Annotated in this window: 15 protein-coding genes; 9 read left to right on the top strand and 6 right to left on the bottom strand. The window is 64.9% G+C overall.

Annotated elements, in window-relative coordinates; translation table 11 throughout:
- The first annotated feature begins 118 nt into the window (after positions 1–118).
- Both AC07VS_RS07925 and AC07VS_RS07930 read left to right on the top strand, forming a co-directional pair.
- Entirely contained in the window at positions 119–1159 is a 1041-nt protein-coding gene (locus AC07VS_RS07925; protein ID WP_494750642.1) for a quinone oxidoreductase family protein, read from the top strand.
- Positions 1160–1195: 36 nt separating this feature from the next.
- Positions 1196–1558 carry a cupin domain-containing protein gene (locus AC07VS_RS07930; RefSeq protein WP_494750643.1) on the top strand — a complete coding sequence of 121 codons (363 nt, stop codon included), beginning with the start codon at positions 1196–1198 and terminating at the stop codon, positions 1556–1558.
- Positions 1559–1580: 22 nt separating this feature from the next.
- On the opposite strand, the gene AC07VS_RS07935 is transcribed toward AC07VS_RS07930, so the two are convergent.
- The 3 genes from AC07VS_RS07935 to AC07VS_RS07945 all read right to left on the bottom strand — a co-directional run bounded on the left by AC07VS_RS07935 (position 1581) and on the right by AC07VS_RS07945 (position 4082).
- On the bottom strand, positions 1581–1838 hold the full coding sequence (locus AC07VS_RS07935; protein ID WP_494750644.1) for a hypothetical protein: 258 nt from the start codon (positions 1836–1838) through the stop codon (positions 1581–1583).
- A 103-nt stretch (positions 1839–1941) separates the two neighbouring features.
- The gene (locus AC07VS_RS07940) at positions 1942–2967 is read right to left on the bottom strand and encodes an Rpn family recombination-promoting nuclease/putative transposase (RefSeq protein WP_494750645.1); all 1026 of its coding nucleotides are present in this window, start codon (positions 2965–2967) and stop codon (positions 1942–1944) included.
- 158 nt (positions 2968–3125) lie between these two features.
- Complete coding sequence (locus AC07VS_RS07945) at positions 3126–4082, bottom strand: LysR substrate-binding domain-containing protein (RefSeq protein ID WP_494750646.1); 957 nt, start codon at positions 4080–4082, stop codon at positions 3126–3128.
- Positions 4083–4152: 70 nt separating this feature from the next.
- Between AC07VS_RS07945 and AC07VS_RS07950 the strand changes: the two genes are divergently transcribed.
- Together AC07VS_RS07950 and AC07VS_RS07955 are read left to right on the top strand one after the other, a co-directional pair.
- Complete coding sequence (locus AC07VS_RS07950) at positions 4153–5232, top strand: threonine aldolase family protein (protein WP_494750647.1); 1080 nt, start codon at positions 4153–4155, stop codon at positions 5230–5232.
- A gap of 39 nt (positions 5233–5271) precedes the next feature.
- Positions 5272–6252 carry a tripartite tricarboxylate transporter substrate binding protein gene (locus tag AC07VS_RS07955; RefSeq protein WP_494750648.1) on the top strand — a complete coding sequence of 327 codons (981 nt, stop codon included), beginning with the start codon at positions 5272–5274 and terminating at the stop codon, positions 6250–6252.
- 95 nt (positions 6253–6347) lie between these two features.
- Here the strand turns inward: AC07VS_RS07955 and AC07VS_RS07960 are convergent, their stop codons facing one another.
- Positions 6348–7166: an alpha/beta hydrolase gene (locus AC07VS_RS07960; protein ID WP_494750649.1), complete on the bottom strand. Its 819-nt coding sequence runs from the start codon at positions 7164–7166 to the stop codon at positions 6348–6350.
- Between the two features lie 218 nt (positions 7167–7384).
- Entirely contained in the window at positions 7385–9340 is a 1956-nt protein-coding gene (locus tag AC07VS_RS07965) for a gamma-glutamyltransferase family protein (protein ID WP_494750650.1), read from the bottom strand.
- Between the two features lie 605 nt (positions 9341–9945).
- Here AC07VS_RS07965 and AC07VS_RS07970 point away from each other — a divergent pair.
- Positions 9946–10839 carry an amino acid ABC transporter substrate-binding protein gene (locus AC07VS_RS07970; RefSeq protein WP_494750651.1) on the top strand — a complete coding sequence of 298 codons (894 nt, stop codon included), beginning with the start codon at positions 9946–9948 and terminating at the stop codon, positions 10837–10839.
- A 164-nt stretch (positions 10840–11003) separates the two neighbouring features.
- On the opposite strand, the gene AC07VS_RS07975 is transcribed toward AC07VS_RS07970, so the two are convergent.
- Positions 11004–11342 (bottom strand): hypothetical protein, encoded by a 339-nt coding sequence (locus tag AC07VS_RS07975; protein ID WP_494750652.1) that lies wholly within the window; start codon positions 11340–11342, stop codon positions 11004–11006.
- Between the two features lie 33 nt (positions 11343–11375).
- On the opposite strand from AC07VS_RS07975, the gene AC07VS_RS07980 reads away from it, so the two are divergent.
- The 4 genes from AC07VS_RS07980 (at position 11376) to galE (ending at position 16170) form a co-directional block, all read left to right on the top strand.
- Complete coding sequence (locus AC07VS_RS07980; RefSeq protein WP_492346614.1) at positions 11376–11630, top strand: hypothetical protein; 255 nt, start codon at positions 11376–11378, stop codon at positions 11628–11630.
- Between the two features lie 165 nt (positions 11631–11795).
- Positions 11796–13190: an O-antigen ligase family protein gene (locus AC07VS_RS07985; RefSeq protein WP_494750653.1), complete on the top strand. Its 1395-nt coding sequence runs from the start codon at positions 11796–11798 to the stop codon at positions 13188–13190.
- Positions 13187–15127, top strand: coding sequence for a bifunctional diguanylate cyclase/phosphodiesterase (locus tag AC07VS_RS07990; protein ID WP_494750654.1), 1941 nt, complete (start codon positions 13187–13189; stop codon positions 15125–15127). The genes AC07VS_RS07985 and AC07VS_RS07990 overlap by 4 nt, the downstream gene beginning before the upstream one ends.
- Positions 15128–15147: 20 nt before the next feature.
- Positions 15148–16170 carry a UDP-glucose 4-epimerase GalE gene (gene galE / locus AC07VS_RS07995; RefSeq protein WP_494750655.1) on the top strand — a complete coding sequence of 341 codons (1023 nt, stop codon included), beginning with the start codon at positions 15148–15150 and terminating at the stop codon, positions 16168–16170.
- Positions 16171–16226: the final 56 nt, after the last annotated feature.

The raw sequence follows: 16226 nt of genomic DNA on the forward strand, positions 1-16226 counted from the left end.
GCGCCGGCGGCGCCTCAGGCATGGCACCGGCGGTTTGCTTTTTATCTGATCAATGTTTCGATTTTCAGTGGTTGCGGGCGTTGCTGCCCTGCAGCCCATCCAAGCGAAGGAATTTCTCATGAGCTCCACACGATCTTCGACAGCACCGGCCCCGTCTCAGGGGGCGGTTGAATTCAAGGAAGACCAGTTGGCGCTGCGGCTGAAGGCCGCGGTGTCTGACCCCAAGCAGCTTCAATTGCATCTTGGCAAGGGCACGGCGCCGCGAGCCAGTTCGGGTTGGGCCGTGGTGCGGGTGTGCAGCGCGGCCGTCAACCCCAGCGACGTGAAAGCGGCCCTGGGCTTGATGCCGCATGTGTGTTGGCCGCGCACACCGGGGCGTGACTACGCAGGGGTGGTGGTCGATGGCCCCAGCGATTGGGTGGGCGCCGAGGTTTGGGGTTCGGGCGGTGACCTGGGCATGAGTGTTGATGGCAGCCATGCACGCTACCTGAGCGTGCCGGTGGCCTCGTTGCAGGCCAAGCCGGCCCACCTGAGCATGGATGAAGCCGGTGCCGTGGGCGTGCCCTTTGTCACCGCGCTGACCGGGCTGAGCCGGGCAGGGGGCTTGCCTGGCCCAGGGCAGGTGGTGCTGGTGCTGGGGGCCAATGGCAAGGTGGGCCAGGCGGCGGTGCAGATTGCGGCGCGCTGCGGCGCCCGCGTGCTGGCCGTGCAACGCCCCGAGGGCCCATTGCCCGGCTGGACGCCGCCGGGCGTGCAAGTGCTGCAGCCGCACAAGCTGGCCGAGGCGGTGCTGGAGCACACCCAGGGCCGCGGTGCCGATGTGGTGTTCAACACGGTTGGCAGCCCCTACTTTGCCGCTGCCAACCAGGCCATGGGCCTGGGCGCCTGGCAGATCTTGATTGCCACCCCGGAGCGCGCCGTGCCCTTTGATATCTTTAAGTTCTACCGGGGGCAGCACCGATATGTGGGCATTGACACGCTGGCCTTGAGCAGCCAGTACGGCGGCGAAGCCCTGGCCCAACTGCACCCGGGCTTTGAGGCCGGCGAGCTGCAGCCCTTTGCCGTGGGCGAGCAGGCCCGCTACCCGCTGCAAGACGCCCAGGCGGCCTACCTGCGCGTGCTGGCCGGGGCCACCGAGCGCATCGTGCTCAAGCCCTGAAATCGGCCGCAGCCCAGAAACCTTCAAAGGCATCACATGAACCTGACTCGCTTCAACCAGGCCCCGGCCTACCACCCACCCCGGCACGAGGGCATGAGCTGCCTGCGCCTGCAAGGCCACGAGGCCGGCCAGGTGCAGGCCCGGCCCGCCCTGTGGCTGGGCCTGTCGATTGTGGCCCCGGGTGGCCACACTGCGCTGGACGCCTCGCCGCTAGAGAAGCACTACGTGGTGCTGCAGGGAACGCTGATCCTGATCACCGAAACCGGCGGCCACCCACTGGAAACCGAGCTGCACCCCTTTGACTCAGTGGCGCTGGCGCCCCATGAGGCCCGGCAGTTGATCAACCGCAGCCCGCATGAGGCGCGGGTGCTGCTGGCGATGCCGATGCCTGCGGGGTAGGGGCTGCGGGGGGGGGCTGAGCTCAGTGTGCTGAGTCGCTGGGCTCGAACAGGGCTTCAAGGCTGGGTGCCGTCAAAATTAGCGAGACCCAGCTCGCCAGTTGATTGGCCTGGGCTGATTGAATGCGGGCGAGGGCCCATTCAGGGATGGGGCCGAAGCGGTGTTCGATCTGCTGGGTCAACGTCCAGGCTACCCCCTCATCGCGTCCTTCTTTGCGGCCTTGTTTCTTTCCTTTCTGCAGTGCCTCCGTGAATAGGCGGCCCATGGTGTCGGCAAGCATCGGGGTTCCTTCCATCAGATCGGGTAGGTGGGCAAGTGTTGTGGCGAGGCGCTCGTTGCGCCTGGGTTGAGGCCACGGGCGCCACTCTTGTGGTCTGGGGGGCTCAGTGGCTTGGGTCGTTGAGCTCGAACAGGGCTTCAAGGCTGGGTGCCGTCAGGATCAACTGGGCCCAGCGCATCAGTTGATCGGCCTGGGCCGATTGAATGCGGGTAATAGCCCAGTCGGGGATGGGGCCGAAGCGGTGTTCGACGAGATGGGTCAGCATCGAGTTGAGACCCTCATCGCGTCCTTCTTGTCGCCCTTCCTGCCGTCCTTCTTTGCGGCCTTGTTTCTTTCCTTTCTGCAGTGCCTCTGTGAACAGGCGGCCCATGGTGTCGGCAAGCATCGGGGTTCCTTCCATCAGATCGGGTAGGTGGGCAAGTGTTGTGGCAACGCCTTCGCTGAGCTCGGGCGGGGCCTTGCGGCTGAGTTGTTCGCGCAGCCAAGCGTTGAGCGTGCGTTGCAGTTCATTTTGCCCCGGGGCCTGCAAGGCGAGTCGGAGGGCCATGACCAGCCGACCAACGGTATCAAATTCGGTGCTGCGTTCGAGTTGAAACACCGCGTCCACCAGATTGCGCACCTCGGCCGAGGGTGACAGTTGCAGCCGGGCCTCATCGATCAGGTGGTACATCAGCCGGGGCCGAAACCTGGCGAGGCCGGGCAGGCTGGGGGCGAAGCACTGGTTGACGTCGGTGGGGGCCCTCCAAGGGGTTTGGCCGTTGTAAAGCACCAGGGGGATGAGGCTAGGTAGCTTGCCCTGCTGCAGTTGTTTTTGTTTGATCAGGCTTTGAGCGAGGAGGCTAACGTAGGCCATCATGCGCACGGCCATCCACTTGTCGGGCTTGCTCTGAAACTCTAGCAGCAGATAGACCCAGACCCAACGGGTGCCCACTTTGAGGCGCCACACCATGTCGTTGTGGCGGTGTTGCTCAGACTCACTCACGTAGCTGGCGTTGATGCGCTCCAGGGTGTCAAAACGAGCGTTCTTGAGCCAGAGCCCGGGCACAAAGCCCAGCAGCAGGTCGCGCACCATCTGGGGGTGCGAAAACAGTTGCTTGTAGCCGCTGTCGTGCGAGGTTGTGGAGGCCATGGCTGGCCATCGTGGGGGCCTTGGCCCGCCCGGACCTGGGGTTGGCAGGCCGTGGCCCTGGAGGGCCGCTTTCGGCGGTTGAGTGGGGCACAGTGGCTCGCGCCATGGGTTGTCGCTGATCAAAGCCTGCTGGTGGGCGGGCTGGGGCTGGCCTTGGGTTACCGGGGCTTTGGCGCCGGCTGGGGGGCGTGTTGGAGCAGCAGTGGCCGAAGTTCGGTCTCGATCACCTCGAGCACGGCCTGGCGGAAGGCCGCCACCATGCGTGAGTTGGGGGCCTGGGGGGCCAGCAGGATGGCCAGGCGCACGGTGACCGGCGGGCTGAAAGGCTTGATCACGAAGGCATGGCGGGGCTGTTCTTCGAGTGCGGCCAGGGGGTTGAGCAGGCTCACGCCCAGGCCGGCGGCCACCAGGGCGCAAACCGAGGCGCCCAGGTCGGATTCGAGCACAGTGTTGGGGCGCACGGCCTCGCTGGCCCAGACCCGGTCGATGCGTTCGCGCGGGTCGCTGCCCTGCGGAAACGAGATGAAGTCTTCGCCCTCAAAATCGGCGGCCTGCAGCCGGCTTTGCCGGGCCAGCCGGTGCTCGCCCGGCAGCAGGGCCACGCAGTCCATGCTGAGCAGGGTCTCGACCTGCATGCCCGGCGGGTCGCCGCCGTACAGAATGGCCAGCCCCATGTCGCACAGGCCGGCGCTGACCCAGCTGTTGATGGTGGTGGCGGCGCCTGAATGCAAGGTGACCAGCGATTGGGGGTGGGCTTGCTTGAATTTCACCACGGCCTGGCTCAGCAGACCGCCGGCAATGCGGGCCATGGCGGCCACGGTCAGGCGGTCGCCCCCGAAGCTGCGGATGTGGTGGGCGGCCGATTCGAGGCTTTGCAGGCCGGCAAAGGTTTTTTCGACATCCTGAAAAAAGCGTTTGCCGTCGAGTGAGGGGTTCAGCCGGGTGCCGCTGCGGTCAAACAGCGCAAAGCCCGTGATGCCTTCAAGCTGGGCGATCAACCGGCTGACCTGGGGCTGCGAGGTGTGCAGGGCGTGGGCAGCTTCGGTCATCGAGCCGGTCTGCATCACCAGCCTGAAGGCCTCGATGTGCTTGAGGGTCATGCGGCGTTCGCTCATATCAATATTGTATGAAAAGCCCTTCAAGAAGCATTTGATGTATTGGGCGGCGGCGTGAATACTGCGCTTCATGACTTTGGCCCGACCCCTCTCGGCGCACCTTGCCGATGCCCATGCCCCCTGGATTGATCTGCGCAGCGACACCGTCACGCTGCCCACCGAGGCAATGCTGCACCGCCTGGCCCAGGCCGAACTGGGCGACGATGGTCTGGATGGCGACCCCACCGTGCGGCGGCTTGAGCGCGCCGTGGCCGATCTGTTGGGCCACGAGGCGGGGCTGTACACGCCCACCGCCACCATGGCCAACCTGCTGGCGGTGCTGAGCCAGGCGCCACGGGGTTCGCGGGTGGTGCTGGAGTCGGGCTCGCACATGCTGTTGTCGGAGGGCGGCGGGGCTTTGCTGGCCGGGGTCGATTACCAGGGGGTGTTCGGGCAGGGCGGGGCCATCTCGACCGAGGCGCTGCAGGCGGCGCTGACCATGCCGGGGGCTTCGCCTTGCCGACTGGTGGGCCTGGAGAACAGCCACCTGAATTCGGGCGGCCAGGTGTTGTCGGCGCAGGTGCTGCAGGCGGCGCAGGGCTGTGCGCGTCGGCACGAGGCGCGGCTGCATCTGGATGGCGCGCGGCTGATGAATGCCGCCGTGGCCTTGCAGCTGCCGGTGGCTGAGCTGGCCCGCCATGCCGACACGGTGTCGCTGTGCCTGTCCAAGGGCTTGAGCGCGCCGGCGGGTGCGGTGCTGGTGGGCCGTGCCGAGACCCTGGCGGTGGCGCGCCGCCATCGCAAGGTGCTGGGGGGCACGCAGCGGCAGATCGGGCTGCTGGCGGCCACCGGGCTGGAGGCGATCCACAGCCAGCCGGCGCGCTTGGCACACGATCACGCGATGGCCGAGCGGCTGGCCCGCTCGTTGCGCCTGCAGTTGCCCCCGGCACTGGGGGTGACCGAGCCGGTCACCAACATCGTGTTCATCGATTTGCCGCAGCCTGGCCCGCAGAGCACCGCCTGGGCCGAGGCGGCGCTGCCGCACGGCGTGCGGGTGCGGCCCTGGGGCCCGTGGCGTCTGCGTCTGGTGACCCATCGTCACATCGACGAAGCGGCGGTCGACCGGGCGGTCGAGGCGCTGCAGCGTGTGGCGGACGCCTTGGCTGGGTGAGCCCCTGTTTTCTGATTCATCCCTTTCAGGAGTTTGAGCATGTCTCCCTTGTCTCGTCGTCAACTTCTGGCCGTGGCGGCCAGCGGTGTCTGCGCCACGCTGGCTGCGCCGGCCCGCGCCGACGCGTTTCCTTCGCGGCCGATCCGCATGATCGTGCCTTACGGTGCCGGGGGCGGCTCGGATTTTGTGGGGCGTCTGCTGGCCCAGAAGCTCACCGAGACCCTGGGCTGGAACGTGGTGGTGGACAACAAGGCTGGCGCAGCGGGCCTGATTGGCACCGATGCCGCGGCCAAGAGCGCCGCCGACGGCTACACCCTGCTGCTGGCCGATGCCGCCCACGCCACCAATGCGGCGGTGCATGTCAAGACCCCTTTTGACCCGGTGAAAGATTTCGCGCCTTTGAGCCTGGTGGGCTCGTCGCCGCAGTTGTTGGTGGCGCACCCTTCGGTGCCGGCCTCGTCGCTGCGTGAGTTGCTGGCCTTGCCGCGTGAGCGCAGCCGCGAGCTGAGCGTGGGCACCCCGGGCCAGGGCACCATTCCGCACCTGCTGTGCGAAACGCTGCGGGTCAAGACCGGGCTGGATCTGATCCATGTGCCCTACAAAGGCGGCAGCAGTGCCCTGAGCGATGTCGTGGGCGGGCAGATTCCGCTGGTGATCAACTCGGTGCCGGCCTGCATGCCGCACCTGGAGGCCCGCCGCCTGAAGGTGCTGGCCATTGCCAGCCCGGCGCGCCACCCCCGCATGCCGAGCGTGCAGACCTTTGCCGAGAGCGTGCCGGGCATGGTGGGCCAGGCCTGGTACGGGCTGATGGCCCCGGCGCGCACCCCGCCCGACATCCTGCAGCCGCTCAATGCCGCCATCGACAAGGTGCTGGCCTTGCCCGAAGTGAAGGCCAAGCTGGCCTCGGCCTTCATCGACCCCATGCCCGGTGGGCCGCAGGCTTTTGCGGGCTACCTGAATGACGAGATCGCGCGCTGGCAGGCGGTGGTCAAGCTCACCGGCGTGGCGGCCAGCAGTTGAAGCGCCGGCTGCCGCGGCGGAGCGGCCCCGCCCACATGGCCGGTGCTGAGCCATGCCATACGCTTGGCCGGTGCGTCAGAAAGCCCAGGAACCGCTCAAGAAAAGAAGCGCTTCAGCGCGTCTTCAAAGGCTGGCAAATCGGCGCCCACGTGGGTGGTGTCGTACTCGGCCCTGAGCGCGACCAGACCCGGCAGGTGTTGCGCGGCGATCTGGTCGAACAGGGGGCCGCCGATCAAGGGCTGGTTGCCGCCCACGGCGCCGGCCAGGAACAAGGTCGCCGGTACGGTTTTGCCGCTGATCTGCTTTTCAAAGGCCAGAACGGCGGCGGGGTTGGCGAGCTCGCCGACGCTGCACTCTGTTGACAGGTAGTACGAAAAACGGGGGGCCAGATTGGCGAGTGCGTCCAGGATCAGCGCGGCCATTACAAAGTAGCCACCGTGCGACAAGCCCGACAAGGCCCTTCGTTTCGGGTCTGCGCGGTACTGGCGCTCGATGACGGGCGCGAGTTCTTTCACGATGAAGTCGAGGTACTTTGCAGCGCCCGGCATGAGGAAGTCGGCGTTGCGCCAGGCCGTGCCGCCGATTCCCACCAGCACGGCCTGGGTGCCCCGGCGTTGCATCACCTCTTTGAAGGCGTCGAAGCGCGAGACACCGGGGCCGGCGTACTGGGCGTCTGATTCGATGGCGTAGATGACGGGCAGCAGGGCGGTGCTGGTGGCGTAGGCGTCGGGCAAGAACACCTGGATGGGGTAGGTGTTGCCGGTGGAGGTCGACTTGATCGTCGAGTTGATCACCTGGCCTGTCGCAGCAGACGTTGCCCCGCCGCCAGAGCCTCCGCCGCCGCAGGCCGACAGCACGGTGGCGGCAGCGGTGATGAGTGCATGGCGGCGCGCGGCTTGGAAACCAGTGCTCATGTGTGTGTCCTGTGGGGGCGCGATTCAGGTGTGAACCCGGCGCAGCTTGGGGCCGGTCTGTGCAAGATTTTGGCGCATCGGTCGGGGGATGTCACATGCAGGTCCGCGTTGGGGTCACCCAAAAAAAAGCACCGCCGGGGCGGTGCGTGATCGGTGCTGGGGCCGGTAGCCATGGCCGCCCAGGGTAGGGCGGCCATGGCTTCAGGGGCAGGCCTTGGTCACAGGGCGCCGTCACCCAGCACAATGCCCTCGCGGCGTGGGTCGACGCCGCCTTCGAGCTTGGTCTGGCCATTGCGGTTGACCCGCATGATGGTGGAGACGCCGCTGGACTGCGCGCCATTGTTCACGGTGTGGCCCTTGGCCTTGAGGCCGCTGATCAACGCGCTCAGGTCGAGCGAGGTGTTGGACCCGTCCACGTTGGTGGTCGCGCTGTTGGTGGCACCGATGTTCACCAGCGAGGTGGCTTGCTGGGCATCGAGGCCCCAGTCCAGGGCGCCCACCACGGTTTTGAGCACATATTGGATGATGGTGCCGCCACCCGGCGAGCCAGTGGCCATCACAAAGTTGCCGGGTGCTGTGCCCTTGAACACCAGCGTCGGGGCCATGGTGCTGCGGGGGCGCTTGCCCGGGGCCACGCGGTTGGCCACCGGCACGCCTGCGGTGTCGGTGGGCAGGGCCGAGAAGTCGGTGAGCTGGTTGGTCAGCAAAAAGCCGCCCACCATGTGGAACGACCCCATGCTGGATTCGACGGTCGAGGTCATGGAGACCACGTTGCCATAGGCATCGACGATCGAAAAGTGCGTGGTGCCTTTTTCGAGGGTCTTGTCGACGCCCAGCGGCACGTCGCCCAGGTTGCCGGCGGCAGCGGTTCCCATGGAGTTGCCGTTGGCGTTGATCAGCGTGGCCCGTTGCTTGAGGTAGGTTTTGTCGATCATGGACGACACCCCATTGGCGGGCAGCGGCACAAAGTCGGTATCGGCCACATATTTGTCGCGGTCGGCGTAGGCCAGGCGTTCAGCCTCAGACACCAGGTGCACGCCCATCACGCTGGGCACCCCGCCTTCGTTGCTGGGGTTGCTTGGGCTGTATTGGGCGAGGTCGAAGTTCTCCAGAATGCCCAGCGACTGTGCGATGGCGATACCGCCCGACGACGGCGGTGCCATGGTGCAGATGTAGTAGCTGCTGCGGTACGTGGTGCACACGGGGTCGCGTTTCTTGGCCTGGTAGGCCTTGAGGTCGGCCACCGTGATCAGGCTGGGGGTGATGGGGGTTTGGGCCGTGTCGTCGCCGACCGACTGGGCTGCCTTGGCCACGATGGCCTCGGCCATGGCGCCTGAGTACATCACGTCTGCGCCGCCGGCGGCAATCGCACGCAGCGACTGGGCATAGGGCAGGTTGGTGGTCACGGTGCCGGTGGTCTTGGGGCTGCCGTCGGCATTGAAAAAGGTGGCCACGGCATTGGCGTCCAGGCGCAGGCTGGCCGCGTTGGCGGCAATGGCATCGCCCATGCGCGAGGGGATCTTGTAGCCATTGGTGGCCAAGCTGACGCCTTCGTCGAACAAGGGGCCCCAGGACAGCTTGCCGTGTTCTTTGTGGGCCAGATCGAGCATGCGCATCACGCCGGGCACACCAATCGAGCGGCCACTGCGACGCGCGCTGGGCACGGGCGCGGGGGACGAAGCGTCGGATTGGGTCTGGCGTGCCAGGTAATAGCCCGTGGCTGCGGCAGGGGCTGCTTCGCGGCCATCGTAGGCAACCACCTGCCGGGTGGCCGCGTCGTAGTAAACCATGAAGGCACTGCCCGCAATGGTGCTGGATTGGGGCTCGACCAGGCCCAGCACGGCTTGCACGGCCACTGCTGCGTCCACCGCGGTACCACCGGCCTTGAGCACATCGCAGCCGGCTTTGGTGGCCAGTGGGGTGTTGGCCACGACCATGTAGTTGCTTGAGGTCTTGGCCTTGTAGCCCAGGCGATAGCCCGAGGCAGCTTCGGGGGCGGCGGGGTCACCCGCCTGGCCTGAGCCCACCACCACGGGGGTGCCGGTACTGGAGGCCACCGAGCAACTCTGGGCATTGGTGTCGACGATCAGGCCGGAGTCTGAACCCCCGCACCCATACAGGGCCAAGGCCGCGGCCACGGGGGCTGACGCCCAAAGCCATGCTGTTTTCTTCATTTCGTATCCCTGTGACAACAAAAAATAGGCAGCTTTACGCTGCGGAAATAATTCAGCGCAATAACTGTGCCCCGCTGGTTGCCGGGCGCAGATCAAGGTAAACCCTGTAGGCTGGCACTCTTTTGGGGCGGGCCAGGCAGGCTGGCAGGGCTGCAATGCCTGCAGGGCTGTGCGGCGAACGCCCGCCATGACGCGCAGGCAGTGGGCGCCAAGTTGCGCTGCCTGAGCCCTGGCCCGGGACCCTGTTCAGGCCGGAAATCTCGATCCCCACCGGGGTGCCCGGCGTTGGCCCAGCCACGCTGGCCGAGTGAGGCGCGAGGGACGCGCGCAGTGCGGTCATTGGCCTCCAGGTTTCGCGGGCAACGGTCGCTACTGGCGACATGCGGTGTCATATGATCGAGCTTGCACAGGTGCTCAAGCAGAGGCACCAGCTTGGCGGCCCAAGGTCTTGTACCCAGCCGCTTGATCAGGGATGGCGGGTTTTTGCCTCGCCCGCCAGCAGGTGTGCCTTCCGTCCTGGCCCTACGCAACAGCCGGGCCGATGGGCATGAAGCCTGCTTGCCAGGGCAGGGTTGTTTGTTGCCGAGGTTGCTGTGCGCTCCAAGATGTCTTTTGCTCCCTACCGTTCGAGTACCGTTGCTGTGGTACTGGCCTGCGCCACGCTCACTGCCCAGGCCGCCGGTGTGCTGGACCGCATCAAGGCGGGCGGGCACCTGGTGCTGGCGCACCGCGATTCATCGATTCCGTTTTCATACCTGGATGCCGATGGCAAGCCGGTGGGGTATGCACTGGACCTGTGCTTGCGGCTGGCGGAGGTGATTCGCAAGAAGACCGGCGCCCGCGACATGCAGATTGACTATGTGAAGGTGACGGCAGCCGATCGCCTTGATGTGATTGCGCAGGGCAAGGCTGACATGGAGTGCGGCTCGACCACCAACAATGCCGAGCGGCGCGAAAAGGTGGCGTTCACCGTGCCGCATTTCATTGTGGGGGCGCGCATTCTGGTGCGGTCCAACAGCACGGTCGCCCGGCTGGAGGACCTGTCGGGCAAAACAGTGGTGTCCACCCGCGGCACCACGCCGCTCAAGGTGATGGACCAGTTGAACCGCCAGCACCTGCTGAACCTGAAGATCACCGAGGCGGCAGACCATCAGCAGGCGCTGCAGATGGTGGCCCAGGGCAAGGCCGATGCCTTTGTGATGGACGATGTGCTGTTGTTCGGCCTGGTGGCCAGCAGCCCCACCCCGGCCGATTTCAAGGTGGTGGGCCGCTACCTGACCACCGAGCCGCTGGCCATCATGTTGCCCAAGGGCGATGTGGCCTTGAAGCAGTTGGTGGACGAAGAGATGAAGCGCCTGATCGTCAGCCGCGACATCTACCCCGTGTACGAGCGCTGGTTCATGCGCCCGATCCCGCCCGGCAACGTGGCGCTGAACCTGCCGGTGAGCTATTTGCTGAAGGATTTTTGGAAGTATCCGACGGATCAAGTGCCCTTCTGAGCCGGCGACAAGCGGTTTTTGGGTGTTGGCGGGGGTGGGTTTTTAAATTTTTTCCAATTAACACCCATTCTTTCAATGCACCAAATACAGAATTGGCAGCATATTTCTGTCGCTGCGCCACCAGCGGGGCGACAATTTTTGAGAATTCTCACCAACTTGGTGAATCAGGGCAGCGACTTCATCAAATCATTCAGTTTCGCCGGTTTGCTGCTGCGCACAAAAAAGTTGTTCCGACGAACGGCTTTTGCTAGACTGGCATCACTTTCAACCAAAGCAGAGAGGTAACTATGAACAGTTTCACCAAGAAGGCTGTGGTCGCGCTGGGCATTGCATGCCTCGGCTTCGCCGCTAACGCTCAATTCGCCCCGGGTCAGACCGGCGCCGCTCTGGCTACCCAAGTGCGTGAAGCACTGGCTGCCAATACGAGCTTGGCTGACCTTGCTCAAGCCGCCATCGCTGCAGGCGTTTCGCCCGCTGCACTGGCTGTTGAACTGGTCGCTCAAGGTCAATCTTCCTCGGCTGTGACGAGTGCTGTCGTGTCGGCTTCTCCTTCGTCCGCCAACCAAGTGGTGGCTGCCCTGACCATCGGCGTGTCCGACGCCGAAAAGGCGGGCATCATGACCGCAGCCCTGAGCGTACCTGGCGTGAACGTCGCTTCGTTGGTTCAGGCAACAGGTTCTGGTGGTGGCGACGCCGGTGGCGCAACGGGCGCTGGCGGTGGCAGCAGCTTCGGTAGCTCGGCCGGCTCCACCTTTGGTGGTGGCGGTGGCGGTGGCGCAAGCCGCAGCTGATTGACTGCATAAAATCCCCGAAATGGCAGCTGCGCGCTGCCATTTTTTTTAGTCAGCCGGTTCGGATCAGGGATGGCGCGAATCAATAAGAGCACAAATCGCGGGGTGCGCAATAGCCGTCAAGGCGGCACCACCGTTGTCAGGGATGGATGGATTTTTGGCGGCTTGATCGCCTTGCTGTTCTGGGCGCCTTTGCCCTTGGGCAGCAACCGCACGTTTGCCGTAGGCATTCTGGTGGCCTGGGTGGCTTTGCTGCTGCTGGGGGCCGTGTGGGCATGGCGGCATCAGGCCGACCAGGCTTGGCAGCGCCTGTACACCTTCAGGTGGCCCCTGGGGGTGCTGGCGCTGTTTGTGTTGCTGGTGTGGTTTCAGACCTGGGAGCTGCCGTCGGCCTGGCTGCAGCTGATATCACCCGAAACCTGGCGGGTGCAGGACGGCGTGGCGCCATTCCGCATCTCGCTGGACGTGTTTCAGACCCGCATTTACGCGTCGCTTTCGACCGGGTACTTCTTTGCCTTCTTGCTGGTGTTGCTGACGGTGCGTGACCGGGCCCGGTTGGACACCCTGGCGATGGCACTGGTGGTGGCGGGCGTGGTTCAGGCGGTGATCGGCGTGATGCTGTTCTCGGCCGGGGCGCATTACCAGATCTATTTCTTTGAGGTGATTCACGACCGCGTGAAGGGCACCTTTGGCTACCACAACCACTTTGCGGGTTACATGGAGCTGTGCCTTTCGATCGGCGTGGGCCTGATGCTGGCGCGCCTGGGCAACGACAGGCAGCAGGGCTCGGGCTGGAAGCACCGGCTGGCGCGCATGATGCAGTTTGTGCTGAGCCCCAAGATGCGGCTGCGCCTGCTGTTGGTGGTGATGGTGATTGCCCTGGTGCTGACCCGTTCGCGCATGGGCAATGCCGGTTTTTTTGCCGCCTTGCTGGTGGTGGGCGTGATCACGCTGGCCCTCACGCGGCGTTCGGCGCCGGCCATGGTGACCCTGATCATCAGCCTGATCATTGTCGACGTGGTGGTGGTGGGCTCGTGGGTGGGCCTGGACAAGGTGGTGCACCGGGTGCAGGAAACCGGTGTAACCGATGCGGCCGGCGGCACCGAAGAATCGATTGAGGCGCGCCAGGATGCGGCCATGCATGCGCTGGATCTGGCCCGTGCATTCCCGGTGTTTGGCACGGGTGGTGGCAGTTTTTACGGCAGCTATGTTCGTTATCGCACGCCCCGCCCCATTTATTTTGACCATGCCCATAATGATTACATCGAGCTGGCCTGTGATTATGGTTTGGTCGGGCTGGGTATTTTGGGCAGCTTTGTGCTGATGACTTTTGGTGTGGCGGCACGCACCATGGCGCGCCGGCGCACCTCGTTGCCGCGGGGCATTGCCTTTGGCGTGATGATGGCCATCACGGCGCTGGCCATTCACAGCTGGGTCGATTTCAATCTGCAATTGCCGGCCAATGTGCTCACCCTGATGGTGATCATGGCCATGGGCTGGGTGGCGCATGCGCTGCCCTCGGGGCGACATCAATCGGGTGATGAAGGGGATCAGCCATGACTTTGCGCCGTCAGATTCTGGGTGTGATTTCGCTGGTGTTTTTGGGCATTTTGGCGGGCCTGCTGGTGTTCAGTGTGCGCGGCACGCGCGATTACCTGGAGCAGCAACTGGCCTCGCATGCGCAGGATGCGGCCACCGCCTTGTCGCTGCCCCTGGCGCAGTCGATGGGGCGTGACGACATGGTGCTGGCCGAGTTGAATGTGGCCAGCGTGTTCGACCGCGGGTTTTTCAAGCGCGTTGTGGTGACCGATGCCAAAGGCAAGGTGCTGGTCGAGCGCGAACTGCCTGACAAGGTGGCCGAGGTGCCGCAGTGGTTCACCCGCGCGTTTCCGCTGGCGTCGCCCGGGGGCGAGGCCTTTGTGTCGTCGGGCTGGCGCCAATTGGGCAAGGTGATTGTGCAAAGCCAGCCCGAGTACGCGTATCAATACCTCTGGAAGTCGGCCCGAGAGGTGGCCATGTGGGTTTTTCTGGCCTACCTGGTGGCCTTGTTTCTGTCGCACCTGTTGCTGCAGATCATCTTGAACCCCTTGTATGCGATTGAGCGTTCGGCCCGCGCCATTCAGGAGCGGCGCTTTGAGCAGATCGTGACCCAGCCGGCCGCGCGCGAGCTGGCTCGGGTGGTGCGTGCCATGAACGACATGGCGCGGCGCATCGCCGAGATCCTTGATGCCGAAACCGCCAAGGTGGAGGGGTTTCGCAAGCAGGTCTTGCACGATGAGCTGACGGGCCTGGACAACCGCCGCAGTTTTGATCTGCACCTGGGCGAGCTGCTGTCGGGGCCTGAGCCGCACATCCATGGTGTGCTGGTGGGGCTTGAGCTGAACGGCCTCAAAGACCTGAATACTGGCGGCGGTTACCTGCGCGGCAATGCCTTGCTGCAGGCGGTGGCTCGCATCAGTGCTGAGGTGTTGCAGGGGCACGCTCGCATTTCTGCGCGGCTGAGCGGTGCGAGCTTTGGGTTTGTGCTGGTCGATGTGGGTTTCGAGGAGGGGCGCCATCTGGCCCATCAGTTGCTGGCCGGGCTGCATGAGGTGCTGGCCGATGTGGAAGACGCCGGGGTGTCATGCAGCGTGGGGGCGGTGCCTTTCAACCCTGGCGAGCAGAAGAGCCACCTGATGGCCCGGCTGGACCTGGCGATCGAAGCAGCGCGGCAACAAGGGCGCAATTCGGTGTTTGCCAGCGACCACCAGGGGACCGAACTCGACGCCCTGGGTTCTGAGCGTTGGCGCGCCCTGATCCAGCATGCCCTGAACGACAACCGTTGGCGCTTGCTGGCCCAGCCGGTGGTGTTTTTGGAAGACCGGCGTCTGTTGCACCAAGAGCTGATGGTGCGGCTGCTTGACGAGCACAACGGCCTGGTGCCGGCCGCCAGCTTTGTGCCGATGGCCATGCGCCACAAATTGATGCCCGAGGTGGACCGGGCGGTGGTGCTGTTGGCGGTGGCCCGTTTGCGTGGCCATGGCGCCCCGGCCAAGCCGATGGCCATCAATGTGTCGCTGCAAAGCGTGCGTCAGCGCAGTTTTGTGGAATGGTTGCGTGGCGTGCTGCGTGAGCAGGGGCCGCAGGCGCCGTTGTTGTCGTTTGAGCTGACCTGCTTTGGCTGCTCGCAAGACATTGAGGCAGCGCGGGCCTTTGCGTCGATGGTGCGTGAGCAGGGCGCTCGTTTTGGCATCGATCGCCTGGGTCTGGATGCGCTGTCGACCCGTGTGCTGCGCCAGGTGCCGCCTGATTACGTGAAGCTTGACAGTGCCTTGATCCACGAGGTGGAAGGCGAAGAGGTGTCGGGCGACTGGGTCAATGCGATTGCGGCCTTGGCCCGTTCGATGGACGTGCAGATCGTGGCCCAGGGCATTGAGTCTGAGATGGACGCCCAGCGGCTGGTGGGCATTTACGACGCCGGGCAGGGCTACTTCTTTGGCAAGCCCGAGCCGGTCTGAAAATAAAAAGGGAAGAAATCATGATCTTGTTGACGGGGGGCGCGGGCTACATCGCCAGCCACACGGGCGTGGCCCTGGCGCTGGCGGGCATACCGTACGTGGTGCTCGACAATTTTTGCAACAGCGTGCCGGCGGTGCTGGATCGCATGCACGAGGTGGGCGGGCTGAAGCCCACCCTGGTGCAGGGCGATGTGCGCGACGCGGCCACGCTGGATGCGCTGTTTGCGCGTTACCCGATCCAGGGCGTGATTCATTTTGCGGGCCTCAAGGCGGTCGGTGAGTCGGTGGCCGAACCGGCCTTGTATTACGAGAACAATGTGTCGGGTTCGGTGACCCTGATCCGGGCCATGCAGCGTGCGGGCGTGAAGACACTGGTGTTTTCGTCGTCGGCCACGGTGTATGGCAACAGCGATGCCTCACCGCTGCCCGAGTCGGCACCGCTGGCCCCCATCAACCCCTACGGCCAGAGCAAGCTGATGGTCGAGTACATCTTGCGTGACGTGGCCGCCGCCAACCCCGATTGGCGGGTGGCCTGTTTGCGGTACTTCAACCCGGTGGGCGCGCACATCAGTGGCCTGTTGGGCGAAGACCCAAGGGGCGTGCCGGGCAACCTGATGCCGTTCATTGGTCAGGTGGCTGTGGGCCGCCGCCCGCAGCTGAGCGTTTTTGGCAACGATTACCCGACGCCCGACGGCACCGGGGTGCGCGACTACATCCACGTGATGGACCTGGCCGATGGCCACCTGGCGGCTCTGCGTTATCTGCAGGGCGAACTGACCGGCCGCAACTGCCTGATGGCCAACCTGGGCACGGGGCAGGGCATTTCGGTGCTGCAGATGGTGCAGGCCTTCGAGCAGTACACGGGGCAGAAAATACCGTTTGAAGTGGCAGCGCGGCGTGCCGGCGACCTGGCCAGCTACTACGCCGACCCTGGCCTGGCCAACCGCGTGTTGGGCTGGAAGGCACAGCGTGGCTTGAAGGAAATGTGCGAAGACAGCTGGCGCTGGCAGCATCGCAACCCGATGGGGTATGCCCAGGGCTGAAGACGGCCTGCCCGATTGATCTAGTGAGGGATCATTAATGGGATTTCGAGAAGTAA

It is taken from the genome of Curvibacter sp. GW821-FHT01G03 (assembly GCF_059422285.1).